Genomic DNA, 14,692 nt, shown 5'->3' with positions numbered 1-14,692 from the left:
GAGTGTTATCGAAGTAAGCTACGCATTGAGTCGGGATTACGCATTAGACCAGTTTAGTTGTTTTGTGGCTTTAACGCTTTATTAAAGCTGCGACCTTTGATCTCAAGCATTTCCAGCGTGGCGGCGTCGTACTCAACTTTCAGGACGCTATTGTTGTACAGAATTTTCAATTCATACACCCAAGCATCATCATCTTCTTCAAGCTCGACCTTGATGATACGGCCGTATAGGTCGTTTTCTACTGCGGCGTAAAGGTCCGAAAATGGTCGTATATATCCTTGTTGAACCGCGCGATAGACCTCATCTTGATCTTCATCGAATTCAATACGTGTTCCAGGCTTTTCGACATCTTGCACGATGGCGTGACCATTTTGTGAGGCATAGTAGTCGTCATGCTTGGCGAAACTTGGTGCACACATCAATGTCGTGATAAGGCCGAAAAGTAACGCAGAATGTTGAGAAGTCGTTGCTTTATACATAGTCAAACCTTTTCTAGAACGTTAGCCGCAGTATATCGGATATAGATGAACAGAGAGTGAATCATCGAGTTCAGTTTTACTAAATGTTGCAGACGTTATTTCAACTCGTCTTCAAAAATTTTGTCTCGCAATTTCCAAAAGCGACCGGATTTCCTTGCAATAACAAACTGAGGTAAACGGAAACGATGTTGATTGGCAACAACACGTGTCGGTGAAGCCTCTTCAAAAGGGCGATGCTTGTCTGCCAAGTGAGGGCGCACAAATTGGTCTTTAAACGTTTGTTTTTGTTTTTTGGTACTCAATGACCAAAACTCATGAACTAACGCATTGCCTTCGCCTTGGTATGGTTCACCAGAATACGTCACCTTGAGTTGAGATTTACCGTCACTGGACTTAAATACTGACAGGTCCATTTCTGTGCATTCAAATATCAATGCATCTTTTAGATTAAGGGCTTCTTTTAATTTTTTATCTGGATCAACAAGCGTTGCGTCACACTCATGACAAATGCGCGCAGCGATATCGTTGTCGGCACCACATTCACCACAGTATTTGGCACGAAAACGGTATCCACAGTGTTCACGTTCGCCTGTGTCTTCATCTTCAAAGTAACCTTGGCAACGTCTGCCAAAGTGTTCAACCAAGAAACCGTTACTATCCAATTTCCCCCAGAAGTTGTTATTGAATCCGCAAGCCGGGCAGGGAATTGTGATAATTTCACTGTCAGAGTCTGGTTTGGGGTCACCGACTTCAGGTTGGTATAAATCGTAGCTGTTGCCTGCGTAATCAAGCACTAAACATTCTGATTTTCCGTCTGATAAGCGTAATCCTCGCCCTACAATCTGCTGGTATAGACTGACTGACTCTGTTGGTCGCAAAATCGCGATTAAATCGACATGCGGCGCATCAAACCCGGTAGTCAGTACCGAAACATTGACCAAATATTTTATTTGACGATTCTTGAACGCTTGGATGATCGCATCGCGCTCCGGCGTAGGTGTATCACCAATGACGATTTCAGTTTCGCCTTCAGGCAGTAAACTGTGGATCTCTTGTGCGTGTCGGACAGTCGCGGCGAAGATCATGACACCTTGACGTTCTCTCGCATATTGCATGATTTGCTCAACAATTTGCGGAGTGGCGCGCTTGGCTTTATCGATCACCATGTCCATTTCTGCTTCTTTGTAGCGTCCGGTGTTTGCGGGTTTCAGTTGCGAGAAGTCGTAAGACAAAACGGGCGCGTCCATCATGCGGGCCGGAGTGAGGAAGTTTTCGTCGAGCAAGTAACGGATCGGCAGTTCGAAAATACAATCGCGGAAGAATCGCGGCTCTTCGGTGCGTACTTGACCTCGGGTATGGTACTGATAAATCCAGCCCATTCCTAAACGATAGGGCGTTGCAGTTAGTCCCAGCACCTTAATGCCTGGGTTCAGTTCTCGTAAGTGAGTAATAACTTTTTGGTAGCTGCTGTTTTTGTCATCCGGCACACGATGGCACTCATCAATAACGAGCAGAGAAAACTGGTTTTTGAACGAATCTAAGTTACGTACGACCGATTGAACCGAAGCAAACACGACTTGCTGGTCAGTTTCTTTTCGCCCCAATCCTGCTGAGAAGATGGAACCTTTTAAACCATAACCTTCATACTTCGCGTGGTTTTGCTCGACCAGCTCTTTAACGTGAGCGAGGACTAACACTCTCCCTTTCGCAAGGCGAGCAAGCTCTGCGATCACCAAGCTTTTTCCGGCACCAGTAGGCAGTACGATCACTGCTGGTGTCGAGTGTTTACGAAAGTAGTGAATGACTGCTTTAACCGAGTCGGCTTGATAAGGGCGAAGTGTGTACATGAAAATATGTGAAATTGCTCAACTATTCGAACGAGGAACGCTATAATACCTGACTTTTATACCCAAGTGACCTTTAAACCGAGATTTGGAGGTTACTTGGGTATAATTCAATGAGGTATTCATGCGTTTAGATAAATATTTGTGTGACGCTCTGGGTGCAACACGCAAACAGGCAACAAAGATCATCAAAAGTGGAGACATCACCGTTGACAGTGAGGTTCAAAAAAGTGGTGCATTTAAAGTACCTGAAGGTGCAGAAGTAATGTGGGAAGACCGCGTTATTGGTGCTCCTGGTCCTCGTTACATTATGTTGTATAAGCCTGCTGACTTTGTTTGCTCACATGAAGATGGCTACAACCAAACTGCATTCGCATTGCTTGATGAGCCTAAAATTGAAAACCTTCACTTTGCGGGCCGATTAGACGTCGACACAACTGGCTTGGTGTTGATTACGGATGATGGTAAGTGGTCTCACCGTATTACCTCACCTAAGCATAAGTGTGAGAAAACGTACCGTGTTTGGCTCGTCGATGCTATTCAGCCAGATTACGCGGAAAAGCTCGAACAAGGCATTATTTTGCGCAATGAATCAGAAGCAACATTACCTGCTCGTTTGGAGATCGTGAACGAGGCAGAGAATGAAGTATTATTAACTATTGTGGAAGGTAAGTATCACCAAGTGAAACGCATGTTTGCGGCGTTAGGAAATAAAGTTGAGTACTTACATCGTGAGCGTATTGGTTCGATTGAACTCGATGAGGCACTAGAACCTGGTGATTATCGCTACCTCACGCAGGAAGAAATTGATTCTATTTGGAATTAATTATCGGCATGGGAAATTCTTTAGTTCCCAATTGGAACTAGTTTTTTGGTAGGAATTGGCTCAAAATTAATTTTCCTACCAAAATTAGTGCCTAGACAATTCCGGTGTGCTTACTCATCTGAGTGATATGCCTTTGCATTTAGCTGAGCCATGCATACTCTTATTGCAAAGCCTTCGGCTGTGGTGAGTAAATGGTGGAATCAATTCCATTGCATTGTGTCTATTTCTCATAAACACACTTCGCTTTCACACGCTTTTCTATGTCGAGTTCGTCAAGGTCACACCTTGGTACATATTTGCCCTTATGATTCTCGAACGTTGATAGAACAGGCCTTTGGCTTCTAGATTCAGCGATATGAGAACCGTCCGTTACGTTCACTTTGCTCTGAAAGTATTGACGAAAGGGCTCCAACAAGAGGTAAAAGAATGACAGAAAAAGCTCAAAGCGCTCCGCAATCCCAAATCAGTTTTCTATTGTTTCTTGTATTAGGAGCGATTGGTGCTTTGACGCCTTTGGCGATCGACATGTATTTGCCTGCTATGCCAACCATCGCGAAAGATTTGGGTGTTGCGCCTGGCGCGGTTCAGATTACGTTGACGGCTTATACGGCAGGTTTTGCGATTGGCCAGTTAATTCATGGGCCGCTTGCCGATAGTTTTGGCCGCAGACCTGTACTGATTTTGGGTGTGCTTTTCTTTGGATTAGCGGCGGTAGTGAGTGCGACCACAAACGGCATTGATGCATTGACTTATGTGCGAACAGCGCAAGGTTTTGCTGGCGCGGCAGCGGCGGTTATTATCCAAGCCGTCGTGCGTGACATGTTTGACCGTGAAGACTTTGCCCGTGCAATGTCTTTCGTTACCTTAGTGATCACCATGGCACCCTTGGTTGCGCCTATGATAGGTGGTCACTTAGCGATCTGGTTTGGCTGGCGTTCTATTTTTTGGGTATTAGCCATTTTCGCTGTGGTGGTAATTCTACTGGTACTTTGGAAAATTCCAGAGACGCTGAAACCAGAAAATCGTCAGCCGCTTCGTTTTCGCACTACGATGAGAAACTACGCCAAATTATGCTCCAACCCTGAAGCGATAGGTTTGATGCTTTCTGGAGCGTTTTCATTTTCCGGAATGTTTGCATTTCTGACCGCGGGTTCGTTTGTTTACATTGATTTATATGGTGTTCGACCAGACCACTTTGGTTATTTATTTGGTTTGAACATTGTTGCGATGATCATCATGACCAGTATTAATGGTCGCTTGGTGAAGAAAGTTGGCTCTCATGCCATGCTTCGTTTTGGGTTGTTAGTGCAACTTTTGGCGGGGATTGGTTTATTCGTAAGTTGGTTAATGGACTTCGGATTATGGGGCATCGTACCTTTTGTTGTGCTGTTTATCGGTACATTGTCGACGATAGGTAGTAACGCGATGGCGCTGCTTTTAAGTGGCTACCCATCAATGGCGGGTACAGCATCGTCTCTGGCGGGGACGTTAAGATTCGGTATCGGCTCATTGGTTGGCGCGCTGGTGGCATCACTACCAGGTAATGTGGCGTGGCCGATGATCATTGTGATGTTTGCTTGTTCTGTGCTTTCAGCACTGTTTTATTGGACTTTAGGAAGAAAGGCGTAATGTCGAATTACACCAAAGAAATTCAAAACTTAGTTAACTCAGCACTTGAAGAGTTAGATCAAGAGCATCGCTCAGGTAAGTTAGCCAATGCCCCTGTTGCGAATAACCATTATTTAGTGCGCTGGGTTACCAAAGCACTTAAATCTCAGCGTTTCGGTCGAGCCGTAGGCGATGACTTAACACGTTGGCAAAAAGCGGGTCGTTCAAAGGGTAATGACGCTGGTTTGTTGTTTATCTTCAAGCGTATTTCCGCTTTTTACGCTCAGTTTTTTCCTGAAGGTGAAGAGTCCAAAGTGATAAAAGACTCCGATATTGAATCATTTCTTGATTTGATGGAGCAAGCTGGCTGGGAAGTATCAACGTCTGAGCAACTTGTTGGTTGTGGCAAAATCCAAATCTTCACGGAAGGTCAAAACTCTTTGGCGCTATGTGCAGATCAATGCGAAAGCTGCTTCGACGGCGAGCTGCTCGTCAAACCAATGAGCTGGTTTGTACGTGGCAACCATGCTGAGTTTGTTGAGAAAGCAGCGCAAGCGGGCTTTATGGTGCATAAAGTGACGGACTACAAATCGATGGTGAAATACCACGGCGAGTACTTTATCTTTCCTGCAAACGAAGGTAACCAGTTAGCCGAAATTCCACTCTCGTTCAAAGCTGACTAAAGTGACATTTTGAGTGTTTAGAAGCCCCTGTTATTGGGGCTTTTTGTTTTCTAAACGGTTTGCTTCTTTCGCGATGGCTTTGACCATGCCTTTAAATATGAAAAGATGGGCTGGCATCATTGCAAACCAATAAAGCAGCCCAAGAAACCCTTGCGGGTGCCACCAGGCGGTAATATCCAGCTCTCGTTCGTCACCGAGATCTTTGATGGTAATTTCTAAACGCCCAAGGCCTGGGCCTTTCATACCAAAAAACAGTGAAAGAAACTGATTATTATCGCAGCGAATCACTTTCCAAGAGTCAATAAAATCACCGACTTTAAGCTCTGGTCCAGGAGGAGAAACGCGAATCGGTTTTCCGCCACCAAAAAAGATATCGAGCCATTCACGTGTACGCCACAAGATGTTGGCAAAGTAATAGCCTTTTTCGCGACTCCCGATCTTTTGCGCCACTTTCCATAATTCCGCAGCGGAGGCATGAGTTTTAATGCTCGCTCCAGCTTGTTTTGGGTAATAACCATATCCTGGTTGCCATCGACGAAGCGCTGCGGGTTCAAACCCCCAGACATTACTGCGTACAAATGTGCCTTCATCTTGAATGGTATCAGTTACCGCTTGCTCGTAGCTGATCAGCGTTTGAGGAAATCGTTCTTCAATCGCTTTGGAGTTTGCAATGTAGTCGTGCTCTAAGCCCGCAAGTAATGCTTTACCGATACTAGTTGGCACTGAGGTAACTAAACCTAGCCAGTACGATGCCATTTTCGGAGTAAGTAGCGGGGTCGACCACAGTCGATACGGCTTGTTCGTGATTCGGCAAATGACTTTGAACTGTTCGCGGTAGCTAAGTGTATCTGGCCCACCAACTTCATAAATTTGACTTTCTTCTGGAGAGGGGGCTTCTGCTAACTTCAACAAATAGTGGTTGAGATTGGGCAAGGCAATAGGGTTCGCTTTTGAGTCGACCCATTTAGGCGCGATCAAAATAGGTAAGTTGTAGACAAAGTCACGCATGATTTCGAAAGCGGCAGAGCCGGGGCCGATGATAACGCCAGCACGCAATTCAGTTACTGGAACACCAGACTGTCGAATTATTTTTCCCGTGGCTTTACGAGCGGCTAAATGGCGAGAGTTTCCGGTTTGAGGTTGAATGGCACTCAAATAGATAACATGCTCGACGGAGCTTTGTTCCAACGCATATTTGAAGTTCAAAGCAAGGTTTAGTTCGTACTCAACAAAGTCATCACCTTGAGCCATCCCGTGCACGAGAAAAAATACTAAATCAAAATCGCTCACTACAGCCTTCGTGGTCTCTGCGTCAGCCAAGTCGAGATACCTTAACGTTAAATTAGGGTGAGGCTGAGTTCTTGACTCTAAATAATCAATATGTCGCGCCGCTGCTGTGACGGCGTAACCTTTATCTAAAAGTAACGGAAGAAGTTGAGAGCCAATGTAACCCGAGGCGCCTAGCACCAACACCTTTTTCATTATCTGTCCTTTTATCGTTGGTGGAATAAACACCACAGAGTATAATCATGAGACACTTTCCCCATTCTATCAATAAGTTGTCGTTGGAGCGCTTGTGACTTTTCTTTCTCAACTCTCAATACACGCAGATAAAGCATTCTTACGTCGTTTATTTGCAATCGCGTTACCAATTACACTGCAAAGCATGATGTTTTCAAGCCGAAGCCTCGTCGATGTTCTTATGCTTGGTCAACTTGGTGAAGCAGAAATTGCCGCAGTTGGAGTTGCTGCGCGCGCGACTTTCGTCACCACCATTATGTTAGTTGGGGTGACAACGGGTGGTGCATTGTTAACCGCTCAATATTGGGGGGCTGGCGATAAAGTTGGGGTGCGTCGCAGTACCGCTTTAACATGGATGATCGCAATGATGTTTGCTGCGATTGCTGTTGCTTTGTTTGTTGTTTTTCCACAGCCCATCATGAGTTTGACTACCGATTCACAAGAAGTGATTGAGCTAGGGGCCAGCTATCTCATTATTTCGTCGGTTAGCATGTTTGCTGTTGCATGTGTGGCCAGTATGTCGGTGGGCCTAAGGGCGATGCACCAACCAGGCTTAAGCACTTTTTTTAGTGGTATAGGCATTTTATCTAATGTGTTTCTTAACTGGGTTTTAATTTTTGGTCAATTAGGCTTTCCTGCTCTGGGTATTACGGGAGCAGCGATCGCAACGGTAATCAGTGGCGCGATCGAAGTAGGTTGCCTGTTTGGTTATCTATGGTTGAAAAAACACATAATCGCATTTGGTTGGGATGATATACGCGCAGGATTGGTCTTAGATAAAATTACGCGTTTCTTGAGCCTCTCTTTGCCAACCACATTTAACTTCTTGGCGTGGGCTGGTGGGCTGTTTGCTTATCACGCCATCATGGGGCAAGCAGGCGTACAAGGTTTGGCGGCACTTTCCGTAATGACACCTGTTGAGTCGATCGCATTGGCGATGATGATTGGTTTATCGAATGCGGCTGCAGTTCTAGTCGGGAACCAGCTCGGCGCTCGTAATTTTGAACCCGTTTATTATCAAGCATGGGCTACGGTCATTTTGAATGTGCTTATCGCATTTGTGGTCGCCGTCTTGTTGATAGTGTCAAATCAATGGATCCTTAATGCGTTTAGTGCACTGACAACAGACACTCGCGAGCTAGCTGAACAGTTTATGGTGATTCTTGCGTTGGGTGTTGTGCTACGCTCGGTGCCGATGATGGCGATTGTTGGTGTATTACGTGCGGGCGGTGATGTTAAGTTTTGTTTGTATCAAGACATCTTGGCACAGTGGGTGATCGGGATTCCACTCGCAGCATTTGCAGCGATTTATCTCAATTGGGACCCACAATGGGTTTACTTACTCTTTCTGACGGAAGAAGTTGTGAAGTGGGCGATTTGCTTGCCAAGAATGGTTAGCCGAAAATGGATGAGAAACCTGATTGGCCAGTAAAGAGGAACAGAGTTTATTTTGGCTGCAAAAATCTGCTCAAAACGTCAACAAAATTAGCAACAGAAAGTGAATCGAGTTGCATTTGTACTTCCATAGTGTGATCAAGCATTCAAAATACTTTCTACTAACAGGATTTTAGTGTAGATTCTGATCCCAATTTTTAAACACCATCCGAGCGGCATAATCAATGTTAAAACTGTCAGACCTATGTAAAGGCTATGTAGACGGGGGAGAGTTTCACCCTGTATTACAAGGGGCAGAATTAACATTGCAGCAAGGTGACCAAGTCGCTCTGATGGGAGAAAGTGGTTCGGGTAAAAGTACTCTGCTGAATTTAATCGCCGGATTAGATACTGCCGACTCTGGTGAAGTGCAGTTTCCAAATTTTGCTATGCATGAAGCACCGGAGCATTTAAGAACCCTTTATCGCCGCAACAATATTGGTAATATCTTCCAACAATTCAACCTGCTTCCTACACTTAATATTGCCGACAATATTCGTTTTTGTCGTCAGTTAAAAGGTCTGCCGGAAGATAAAGAGTTGTGGCGTCAAATTCTTTCTGCTTTGGACTTAATGCCATTGCTAGGACGTTATCCGGAAGAGGCGTCTGGTGGTCAGCAACAACGTGCGGCGATTGCTCGCGCCCTTTATATGGAACCCAAAATCCTGCTTGCTGATGAGCCAACTGGTAGCCTAGACGAGCGAAATGCAGAAGCAGTAATGCGCTTATTAACGAGTCTCGCTCGCCAATTGGAGTGTACTTTGCTGTTAGTGACGCACAGTGAAAAAGTGGCCGCCCATATGGAAGGAAAGATTCGACTTCAAGGAGGGCAGTTACATGTTATGGCCCGTAGTTAAGGCACTACTCGGTCATTACCGTCGTTACCCTCTACAAATTATTCTTGTCTGGCTGGGATTAACTTTAGGCGTGTCCCTCCTTGTTGGTGTTACTTCTATCAACCAGCATGCAAAACAAAGTTATGCTACTGGGGAAAAACTTTTCTCTAATCCTTTGCCATACCGAATCCGAACGAAGCACTCTGCCAATAAAATTCCTCAAGGTTTCTATATTCAGTTACGTCGAGCTGGGTTTAACCAATGTGCACCGTTTGACGTGCTTCATCTAGATGCCAAGACCGATATGAGCCTGATGTTGGTGGGGATAGATCCTGTCGCGATGATCCCACTACAACAAGGAAAATCGCTAGGTGAGATGCCTGTTTTATCACTAATGAAGCCTCCTTATCCTATTCTTGTTAGTCAAGATTTGGCCGCTTACATGGGTTGGCAAGATGGGGACTTCATTGAGATGAATGACGGAAGCCGTCTTGGGCCTATTCAAGTAGATAAGGACAAGATGCTTTCGGGTACTCGGCTGGTTACTGATATATCGTTGTTGCGTATGCTCAAGCGGAGCTCAGGTTTGTCTGCGATTTCTTGTGGTGAAATGCCAGAGGAAAAGCTAATAGCACTGAAAAACATGCTGCCAAATGGAATGACGCTTGTTAGGAATACGCGTACTGAGCTTGAGTCGCTAACTAACGCATTCCATATGAATCTCACCGCGATGGGAATGCTGTCGTTTTTGGTTGGGTTGTTTATTTTTTATCAAGCGATGTCTCTGTCTTTCATTCAGAGACAACGTTTGGTCGGTATTTTGAGACAGACTGGTGTTAACGGAACACAGTTAGCGCAAGCCTTATTGCTAGAGTTGTCTTTGCTCGTCTTTATTGCGTGGGCGTGTGGTAACTTTTTTGGCTTGATCTTAGCGAATGAACTTATCCCAGCAGTGTCTTCGAGCCTGAGTGATTTGTATGATGCCAACGTAGGTTTAACCATAGGATGGTCATGGCAATCTAGCTTATATAGCCTAATCATGGCAGCGATGGGTGCGTTGATATCGTGTCTGTGGCCATTAATCCGTTTGCTGAAGTCACAACCAATCCGCCTTTCTTCTCGACTGTCGCTAATGCGATTTGCTGGAAGAGAGTTCTCTTGGCAGGCGCTTGCGGCGTGTGCGTTTTGTGTCGCTGCAATAGCGGTATATCAGGCCCCGAAAACACAAGAAACCGGCTTTGCTATTATTGCTCTGATGTTGGTTAGTGTGGCGTTGTTTATGCCATTTATTATGTGGCATATGTTCCAAAGTTTTTCTTATACCATGCGATGGGTTCGTGTCCGTTGGTTTTTTGCTGATGCAGCAGCGAGCATGAGCTATCGCGGTGTGGCTACGATGGCGTTTATGTTAGCGCTGGCGGCAAACATTGGTGTAGAAACAATGGTCGGAAGCTTTCGAGATACAACCGATAAGTGGCTAAATCAGCGATTAGCGGCTGATGTGTACATCTATCCGACCAACAATTCAGCCGCTAGGATGAGCGCATGGCTCCAGAATCAGCCAGAGGTGAACTCGGTTTGGTGGCGCTGGGAAAAAGATATGCCGACCGAGCATGGTGCTCTGCAAGTTGTGAGTACGGGCTCTTCTGAAGGTGAGTTAGACTCACTTACCGTCAAGTTAGGTGTCCCAAATTACTGGTATCAACTGCACGCTACCAAGAGCTTAATGGTCAGTGAGTCGATGGCCTTGAAGCTGGATATCCGCCCTGGCGATTTCATTAACTTGCAAGAACCGCTTGGTGGTGATTGGCAAGTCGTAGGCGTTTACTACGATTATGGAAACCCATATAACCAGGTGATGATGTCGCACCGGAATTGGCTGTATGCATTTGCAGGTACGGGTAATGTTGGTCTTGGCGTAGTATTAAAAGATAACGTCAATGGAGAAGGGCTGAAAAATCGCTTAGAGAATGTATTCCGTCTCCCGCAAGATCGTGTGTTTGATAACGGTAATATTTATAGCCAAGCAATGAGAGTGTTTGATCATACCTTTGCGATAGCAGGAACCTTGGGCAATATCACGCTGATTATTGCCGTGTTTGGTTTATTCTTTGCGACGTTGGCAGGAGAACTTTCACGGCAGCGGCATTTTTCCTTATTAAGGTGCATGGGTGTGTCCGGAAAAGAACTTGTCGTATTAGGTGGTTTGCAGCTATTCGTCTTCGGAGCCATTTCTGCGATTATTGCAGTGCCGCTCGGCTTGGCGCTCGCACATTTGATCGTTGATATTATCATTAAGCAATCATTTGGCTGGTCTCTAGAGCTTCAAACGATTCCATGGGAGTATGCTCAAACCATTGCTTGGGCGATGCTTGCCATCATGGTTGCTGGCGCATTGCCAGTTATTAGAATGATCAAAAGTACACCGATGAAGTCATTAAGGGACGCGTTGTAATGAAAAAAATGGGCTCTAAAAAACGCTTGTTGGTTTCAACGCTCATTGTTGTTACGTTCGCTTTTCTGACTGGGGCTGCTTTTTACTCAACTTTTTGGTTAGAGGCGACAGCAACACGAGAAAGCGAACTTGATTCTATCTTAACGCGTGAAAATCAAACGATTTTCGAGCCTGTACTACCTAATGAGCATGTCTCTTTACCCTCAGACTTTCGCTTTCATCCCGAGTATCAGCATGAATGGTGGCACTACTTTGCGAAACTAAAAGATGAGCAAGGCAAGATCTACAATGTTCAATGGAGCTATTTTAGGGTTGCGACGGACGAGCGAGAAACCAGCGGTTGGCAGAACCCTCAATTGTACATTTCACATGTTGTCGTCAGTCATGGCTCGCATGTATGGAAAGAGCAACGGGTAGCTAGAGGTGGGATAGGCCAAGCTGGTATGATCAATCGTCCTTTCAGGTTATGGATTGATAATTGGACTTGGCGATCACTCGGTGCGACGCCTTTCCCGGGCAACTTGAATGTGAATACTGATACGTTTGGACTTGAGCTCAATACCATGACAAGCGGCCCCTTTGTCGTGAATGGAGACAAAGGCTTCCAAGTTAAACATGCGTTGCAATCTGTTGCTTCTTTCAGCTTCAGTGCTCCATTTTTAAAAGTAAAAGGCAGCTTAAGCTTAAATGGTAAGCGATTCTCAGTGACGGGTTCTGCTTGGGCGCAAAAAGAGTGGGGCAGCGGCTTAATTGGTGAGGGGCAACAAGGCTGGGATTGGTTTGTTTTCAATTTAGATGATGGTCGAGCATTAACTGTTAGCCGTTATCGTCACCATGGGCAAACACAGCACGTGTTTGGCACGTTGTCGACACGCTCAGGTAAAGTCATCAACCTCTCAGACGACGATATCAGTATTAAACCAATGCAAGTGACCAGTTTATCCAATGGAAGAAGGTTACCTTTGCAGTGGATTATCAATATTCCGAAGCATCAAATTAATTTGACTACCCGCATTATCAAGTCAGATATGTGGCTACCCTTTGTAATACCTTACTGGGAAGGGCCTACTTTAGCTTCCGGCTCCAATGAGGCTTGGGGCTTTATGCAGCTGACAGGCTATTGAGTTGTGAAGAAAACCACCTCCTACGGGTGGTTTTTTAGTGCGCGAAGCTTCCTAGCTTTTTCTCAAAAGTACGGGGTTATCATGATGGTACAAGCCGTGTTATGCTGATTTTCTCATCATCTTGATAAATATTTGGTGCGACAAAAACAAATACGATCTCCGATCAAAATTGAGTGTCATGTTGGAAAATACGATGTATAGTAAACTTAACATCGAAAAAACCGAAGTTTATACTCTGAAGAAGCGATTATTCTAAAGTTTTCGACAGCTATACACTCTTATCACTCTTTGTTAATCGTTTATTAAGATAATAAATATAAGGACGAAACCATGAACGATGTCATTCGTGACTTTTTCAAAATGGAATCAGCAGGTGGTATTCTTCTCGTAATTGCAGCGGCAATTGCGATGACCATTGCTAACTCACCGCTGGGCGAAACTTATCAATCTGTACTGCATACTTATGTATTCGGTATGTCAGTTTCTCACTGGATTAATGACGGCCTAATGGCTGTTTTCTTCTTACTTATTGGCCTTGAAGTGAAGCGAGAGCTACTTGAAGGAGCGCTAAAATCAAAAGAAACCGCAATTTTCCCTGCGATTGCAGCGGTTGGTGGTATGTTAGCCCCTGCTCTTATTTACGTTGCGTTTAATGCTAACGACCCAGAGGCGGTTTCTGGCTGGGCCATTCCAGCTGCGACGGATATTGCATTTGCTCTAGGCATCATGGCGCTACTAGGTAAGCGCGTACCAGTAAGCCTTAAAGTGTTTTTGTTAGCTCTCGCTATCATCGACGATTTAGGCGTGGTTGTTATTATTGCACTGTTTTACACAGGTGATCTTTCTAGCATGGCGCTGCTTGTTGGCTTCATCATGACTGGTGTCCTGTTCATGTTGAATGCGAAGGAAGTAACGAAACTGACGCCATACATGATAGTCGGCGCGATCTTATGGTTTGCGGTACTTAAATCTGGTGTTCACGCAACACTTGCAGGCGTAGTGATCGGCTTTGCTATTCCTCTTAAGGGTAAACAGGGCGAACATTCCCCACTTAAGCACATGGAGCACGCACTTCATCCATATGTGGCATTTGGTATCTTACCTCTATTCGCATTTGCAAATGCGGGGATTTCGCTAGAAGGCGTATCGATGTCAGGCCTAACTTCAATGCTGCCATTAGGTATTGCTTTGGGGCTACTGGTTGGTAAGCCTCTAGGTATCTTCACCTTTAGTTGGGCTGCTGTGAAAATGGGTGTAGCTAAGCTACCGGAAGGCATTAACTTCAAGCATATCTTTGCGGTATCTGTGTTGTGTGGTATCGGTTTTACAATGTCTATATTCATTTCCTCTTTAGCGTTTGGAAATGTAAGCCCTGAGTTTGATACCTATGCTCGACTAGGTATCTTAATGGGCTCGACGACAGCCGCGTTACTTGGCTACGCGTTACTGCACTTTTCTTTGCCTAAGAAAGCGCAAGCGTAAGATACAGACACTGTTTAATAAAGCCTCCCATTCGGGAGGCTTTTTTATATCTGCAGATCGGCACATCAACCACTTCAGGGTGATTACTTTTGTGACCAACTAAGGTCTAGCTTATGGAGTTAGGGCAAATCTTCGAAAGAGGCGCTTGGTAAATCTATAGGCGAAAAAAAGCCCAGCCGAAAATTTGACTGGGCGGATACAAACATAGGAGTTAATAAGAAAAAAGCAGCAACGTAACAATTAGATGGAAACAAGTTTGACGGCCAGTGAAACTTCAAATGCCCTAACTGTTACGTATATTCAGACCGAGCCTTTTCCAAACAGTTCCATTTTTTTTCAAAAAATTTCTACTTAATGCTTTCTAGCTTCTTACACACCCGAAAGTAATAGAAAAATCGAG

Annotated in this window: 11 protein-coding genes; 8 read left to right on the top strand and 3 right to left on the bottom strand. The window is 45.0% G+C overall.

The features are described from left to right. Positions 1-53 precede the first annotated feature (53 nt). Both R7P36_RS02225 and R7P36_RS02220 read right to left on the bottom strand, forming a co-directional pair. Positions 54-479 carry a PepSY domain-containing protein gene (locus tag R7P36_RS02225; RefSeq protein ID WP_012841930.1) on the bottom strand — a complete coding sequence of 142 codons (426 nt, stop codon included), beginning with the start codon at positions 477-479 and terminating at the stop codon, positions 54-56. Between the two features lie 95 nt (positions 480-574). Continuing rightward, complete coding sequence (locus R7P36_RS02220) at positions 575-2,326, bottom strand: DEAD/DEAH box helicase (protein WP_012841929.1); 1,752 nt, start codon at positions 2,324-2,326, stop codon at positions 575-577. 121 nt (positions 2,327-2,447) lie between these two features. Here R7P36_RS02220 and rsuA point away from each other — a divergent pair, with 121 nt between their 5' ends. The 3 genes from rsuA to R7P36_RS02205 all read left to right on the top strand — a co-directional run bounded on the left by rsuA (position 2,448) and on the right by R7P36_RS02205 (position 5,440). Further along, positions 2,448-3,149 carry a 16S rRNA pseudouridine(516) synthase RsuA gene (gene rsuA / locus R7P36_RS02215; protein ID WP_318057992.1) on the top strand — a complete coding sequence of 234 codons (702 nt, stop codon included), beginning with the start codon at positions 2,448-2,450 and terminating at the stop codon, positions 3,147-3,149. A gap of 426 nt (positions 3,150-3,575) precedes the next feature. Continuing rightward, positions 3,576-4,778, top strand: coding sequence for a Bcr/CflA family multidrug efflux MFS transporter (locus R7P36_RS02210; RefSeq protein ID WP_074191136.1), 1,203 nt, complete (start codon positions 3,576-3,578; stop codon positions 4,776-4,778). Beyond that, positions 4,778-5,440, top strand: a complete 663-nt coding sequence (locus tag R7P36_RS02205) for a DUF2913 family protein (RefSeq protein WP_318121999.1) — start codon at positions 4,778-4,780, stop codon at positions 5,438-5,440. Before R7P36_RS02210 ends, R7P36_RS02205 begins: the two co-directional genes overlap by 1 nt. Before the next feature lie 30 nt (positions 5,441-5,470). Here R7P36_RS02205 and R7P36_RS02200 read toward each other — a convergent pair whose 3' ends face one another. Then, the gene (locus tag R7P36_RS02200) at positions 5,471-6,922 is read right to left on the bottom strand and encodes a DUF2867 domain-containing protein (protein ID WP_213899656.1); all 1,452 of its coding nucleotides are present in this window, start codon (positions 6,920-6,922) and stop codon (positions 5,471-5,473) included. 94 nt (positions 6,923-7,016) lie between these two features. Between R7P36_RS02200 and R7P36_RS02195 the strand changes: the two genes are divergently transcribed. The 5 genes from R7P36_RS02195 (at position 7,017) to nhaA (ending at position 14,292) form a co-directional block, all read left to right on the top strand. Next, positions 7,017-8,393 (top strand): MATE family efflux transporter, encoded by a 1,377-nt coding sequence (locus R7P36_RS02195; RefSeq protein ID WP_033905119.1) that lies wholly within the window; start codon positions 7,017-7,019, stop codon positions 8,391-8,393. Positions 8,394-8,580: 187 nt separating this feature from the next. Beyond that, the gene (locus tag R7P36_RS02190) at positions 8,581-9,252 is read left to right on the top strand and encodes an ABC transporter ATP-binding protein (protein ID WP_005378040.1); all 672 of its coding nucleotides are present in this window, start codon (positions 8,581-8,583) and stop codon (positions 9,250-9,252) included. Beyond that, positions 9,233-11,686, top strand: coding sequence for an ABC transporter permease (locus R7P36_RS02185; protein WP_017820845.1), 2,454 nt, complete (start codon positions 9,233-9,235; stop codon positions 11,684-11,686). Before R7P36_RS02190 ends, R7P36_RS02185 begins: the two co-directional genes overlap by 20 nt. After that, positions 11,686-12,810 (top strand): lipocalin-like domain-containing protein, encoded by a 1,125-nt coding sequence (locus R7P36_RS02180; protein ID WP_213899655.1) that lies wholly within the window; start codon positions 11,686-11,688, stop codon positions 12,808-12,810. The genes R7P36_RS02185 and R7P36_RS02180 overlap by 1 nt, the downstream gene beginning before the upstream one ends. Before the next feature lie 330 nt (positions 12,811-13,140). After that, complete coding sequence (gene nhaA, locus R7P36_RS02175; RefSeq protein ID WP_005378034.1) at positions 13,141-14,292, top strand: Na+/H+ antiporter NhaA; 1,152 nt, start codon at positions 13,141-13,143, stop codon at positions 14,290-14,292. Positions 14,293-14,692 lie beyond the last annotated feature (400 nt).

Origin of the sequence: Vibrio sp. 397 (assembly GCF_033339395.1) — a bacterium.
Taxonomy (GTDB): domain Bacteria; phylum Pseudomonadota; class Gammaproteobacteria; order Enterobacterales; family Vibrionaceae; genus Vibrio; species Vibrio alginolyticus.
Note: the sequence above shows the minus strand (reverse complement) of the source record. Positions and strands in the feature narration are given on the sequence as shown.

Excerpts from the sequence above, each read along its gene's own strand:
- R7P36_RS02225 (WP_012841930.1), bottom strand. The coding sequence starts at position 479 with ATGTATAAAGCAACGACTTCTCAACATTCTGCGTTACTTTTCGGCCTT.
- R7P36_RS02220 (WP_012841929.1), bottom strand. The coding sequence starts at position 2,326 with ATGTACACACTTCGCCCTTATCAAGCCGACTCGGTTAAAGCAGTCATT.
- rsuA (WP_318057992.1), top strand. The coding sequence starts at position 2,448 with ATGCGTTTAGATAAATATTTGTGTGACGCTCTGGGTGCAACACGCAAA.
- R7P36_RS02210 (WP_074191136.1), top strand. The coding sequence starts at position 3,576 with ATGACAGAAAAAGCTCAAAGCGCTCCGCAATCCCAAATCAGTTTTCTA.
- R7P36_RS02205 (WP_318121999.1), top strand. The coding sequence starts at position 4,778 with ATGTCGAATTACACCAAAGAAATTCAAAACTTAGTTAACTCAGCACTT.
- R7P36_RS02200 (WP_213899656.1), bottom strand. The coding sequence starts at position 6,922 with ATGAAAAAGGTGTTGGTGCTAGGCGCCTCGGGTTACATTGGCTCTCAA.
- R7P36_RS02190 (WP_005378040.1), top strand. The coding sequence starts at position 8,581 with ATGTTAAAACTGTCAGACCTATGTAAAGGCTATGTAGACGGGGGAGAG.
- R7P36_RS02185 (WP_017820845.1), top strand. The coding sequence starts at position 9,233 with ATGTTATGGCCCGTAGTTAAGGCACTACTCGGTCATTACCGTCGTTAC.
- R7P36_RS02180 (WP_213899655.1), top strand. The coding sequence starts at position 11,686 with ATGAAAAAAATGGGCTCTAAAAAACGCTTGTTGGTTTCAACGCTCATT.
- nhaA (WP_005378034.1), top strand. The coding sequence starts at position 13,141 with ATGAACGATGTCATTCGTGACTTTTTCAAAATGGAATCAGCAGGTGGT.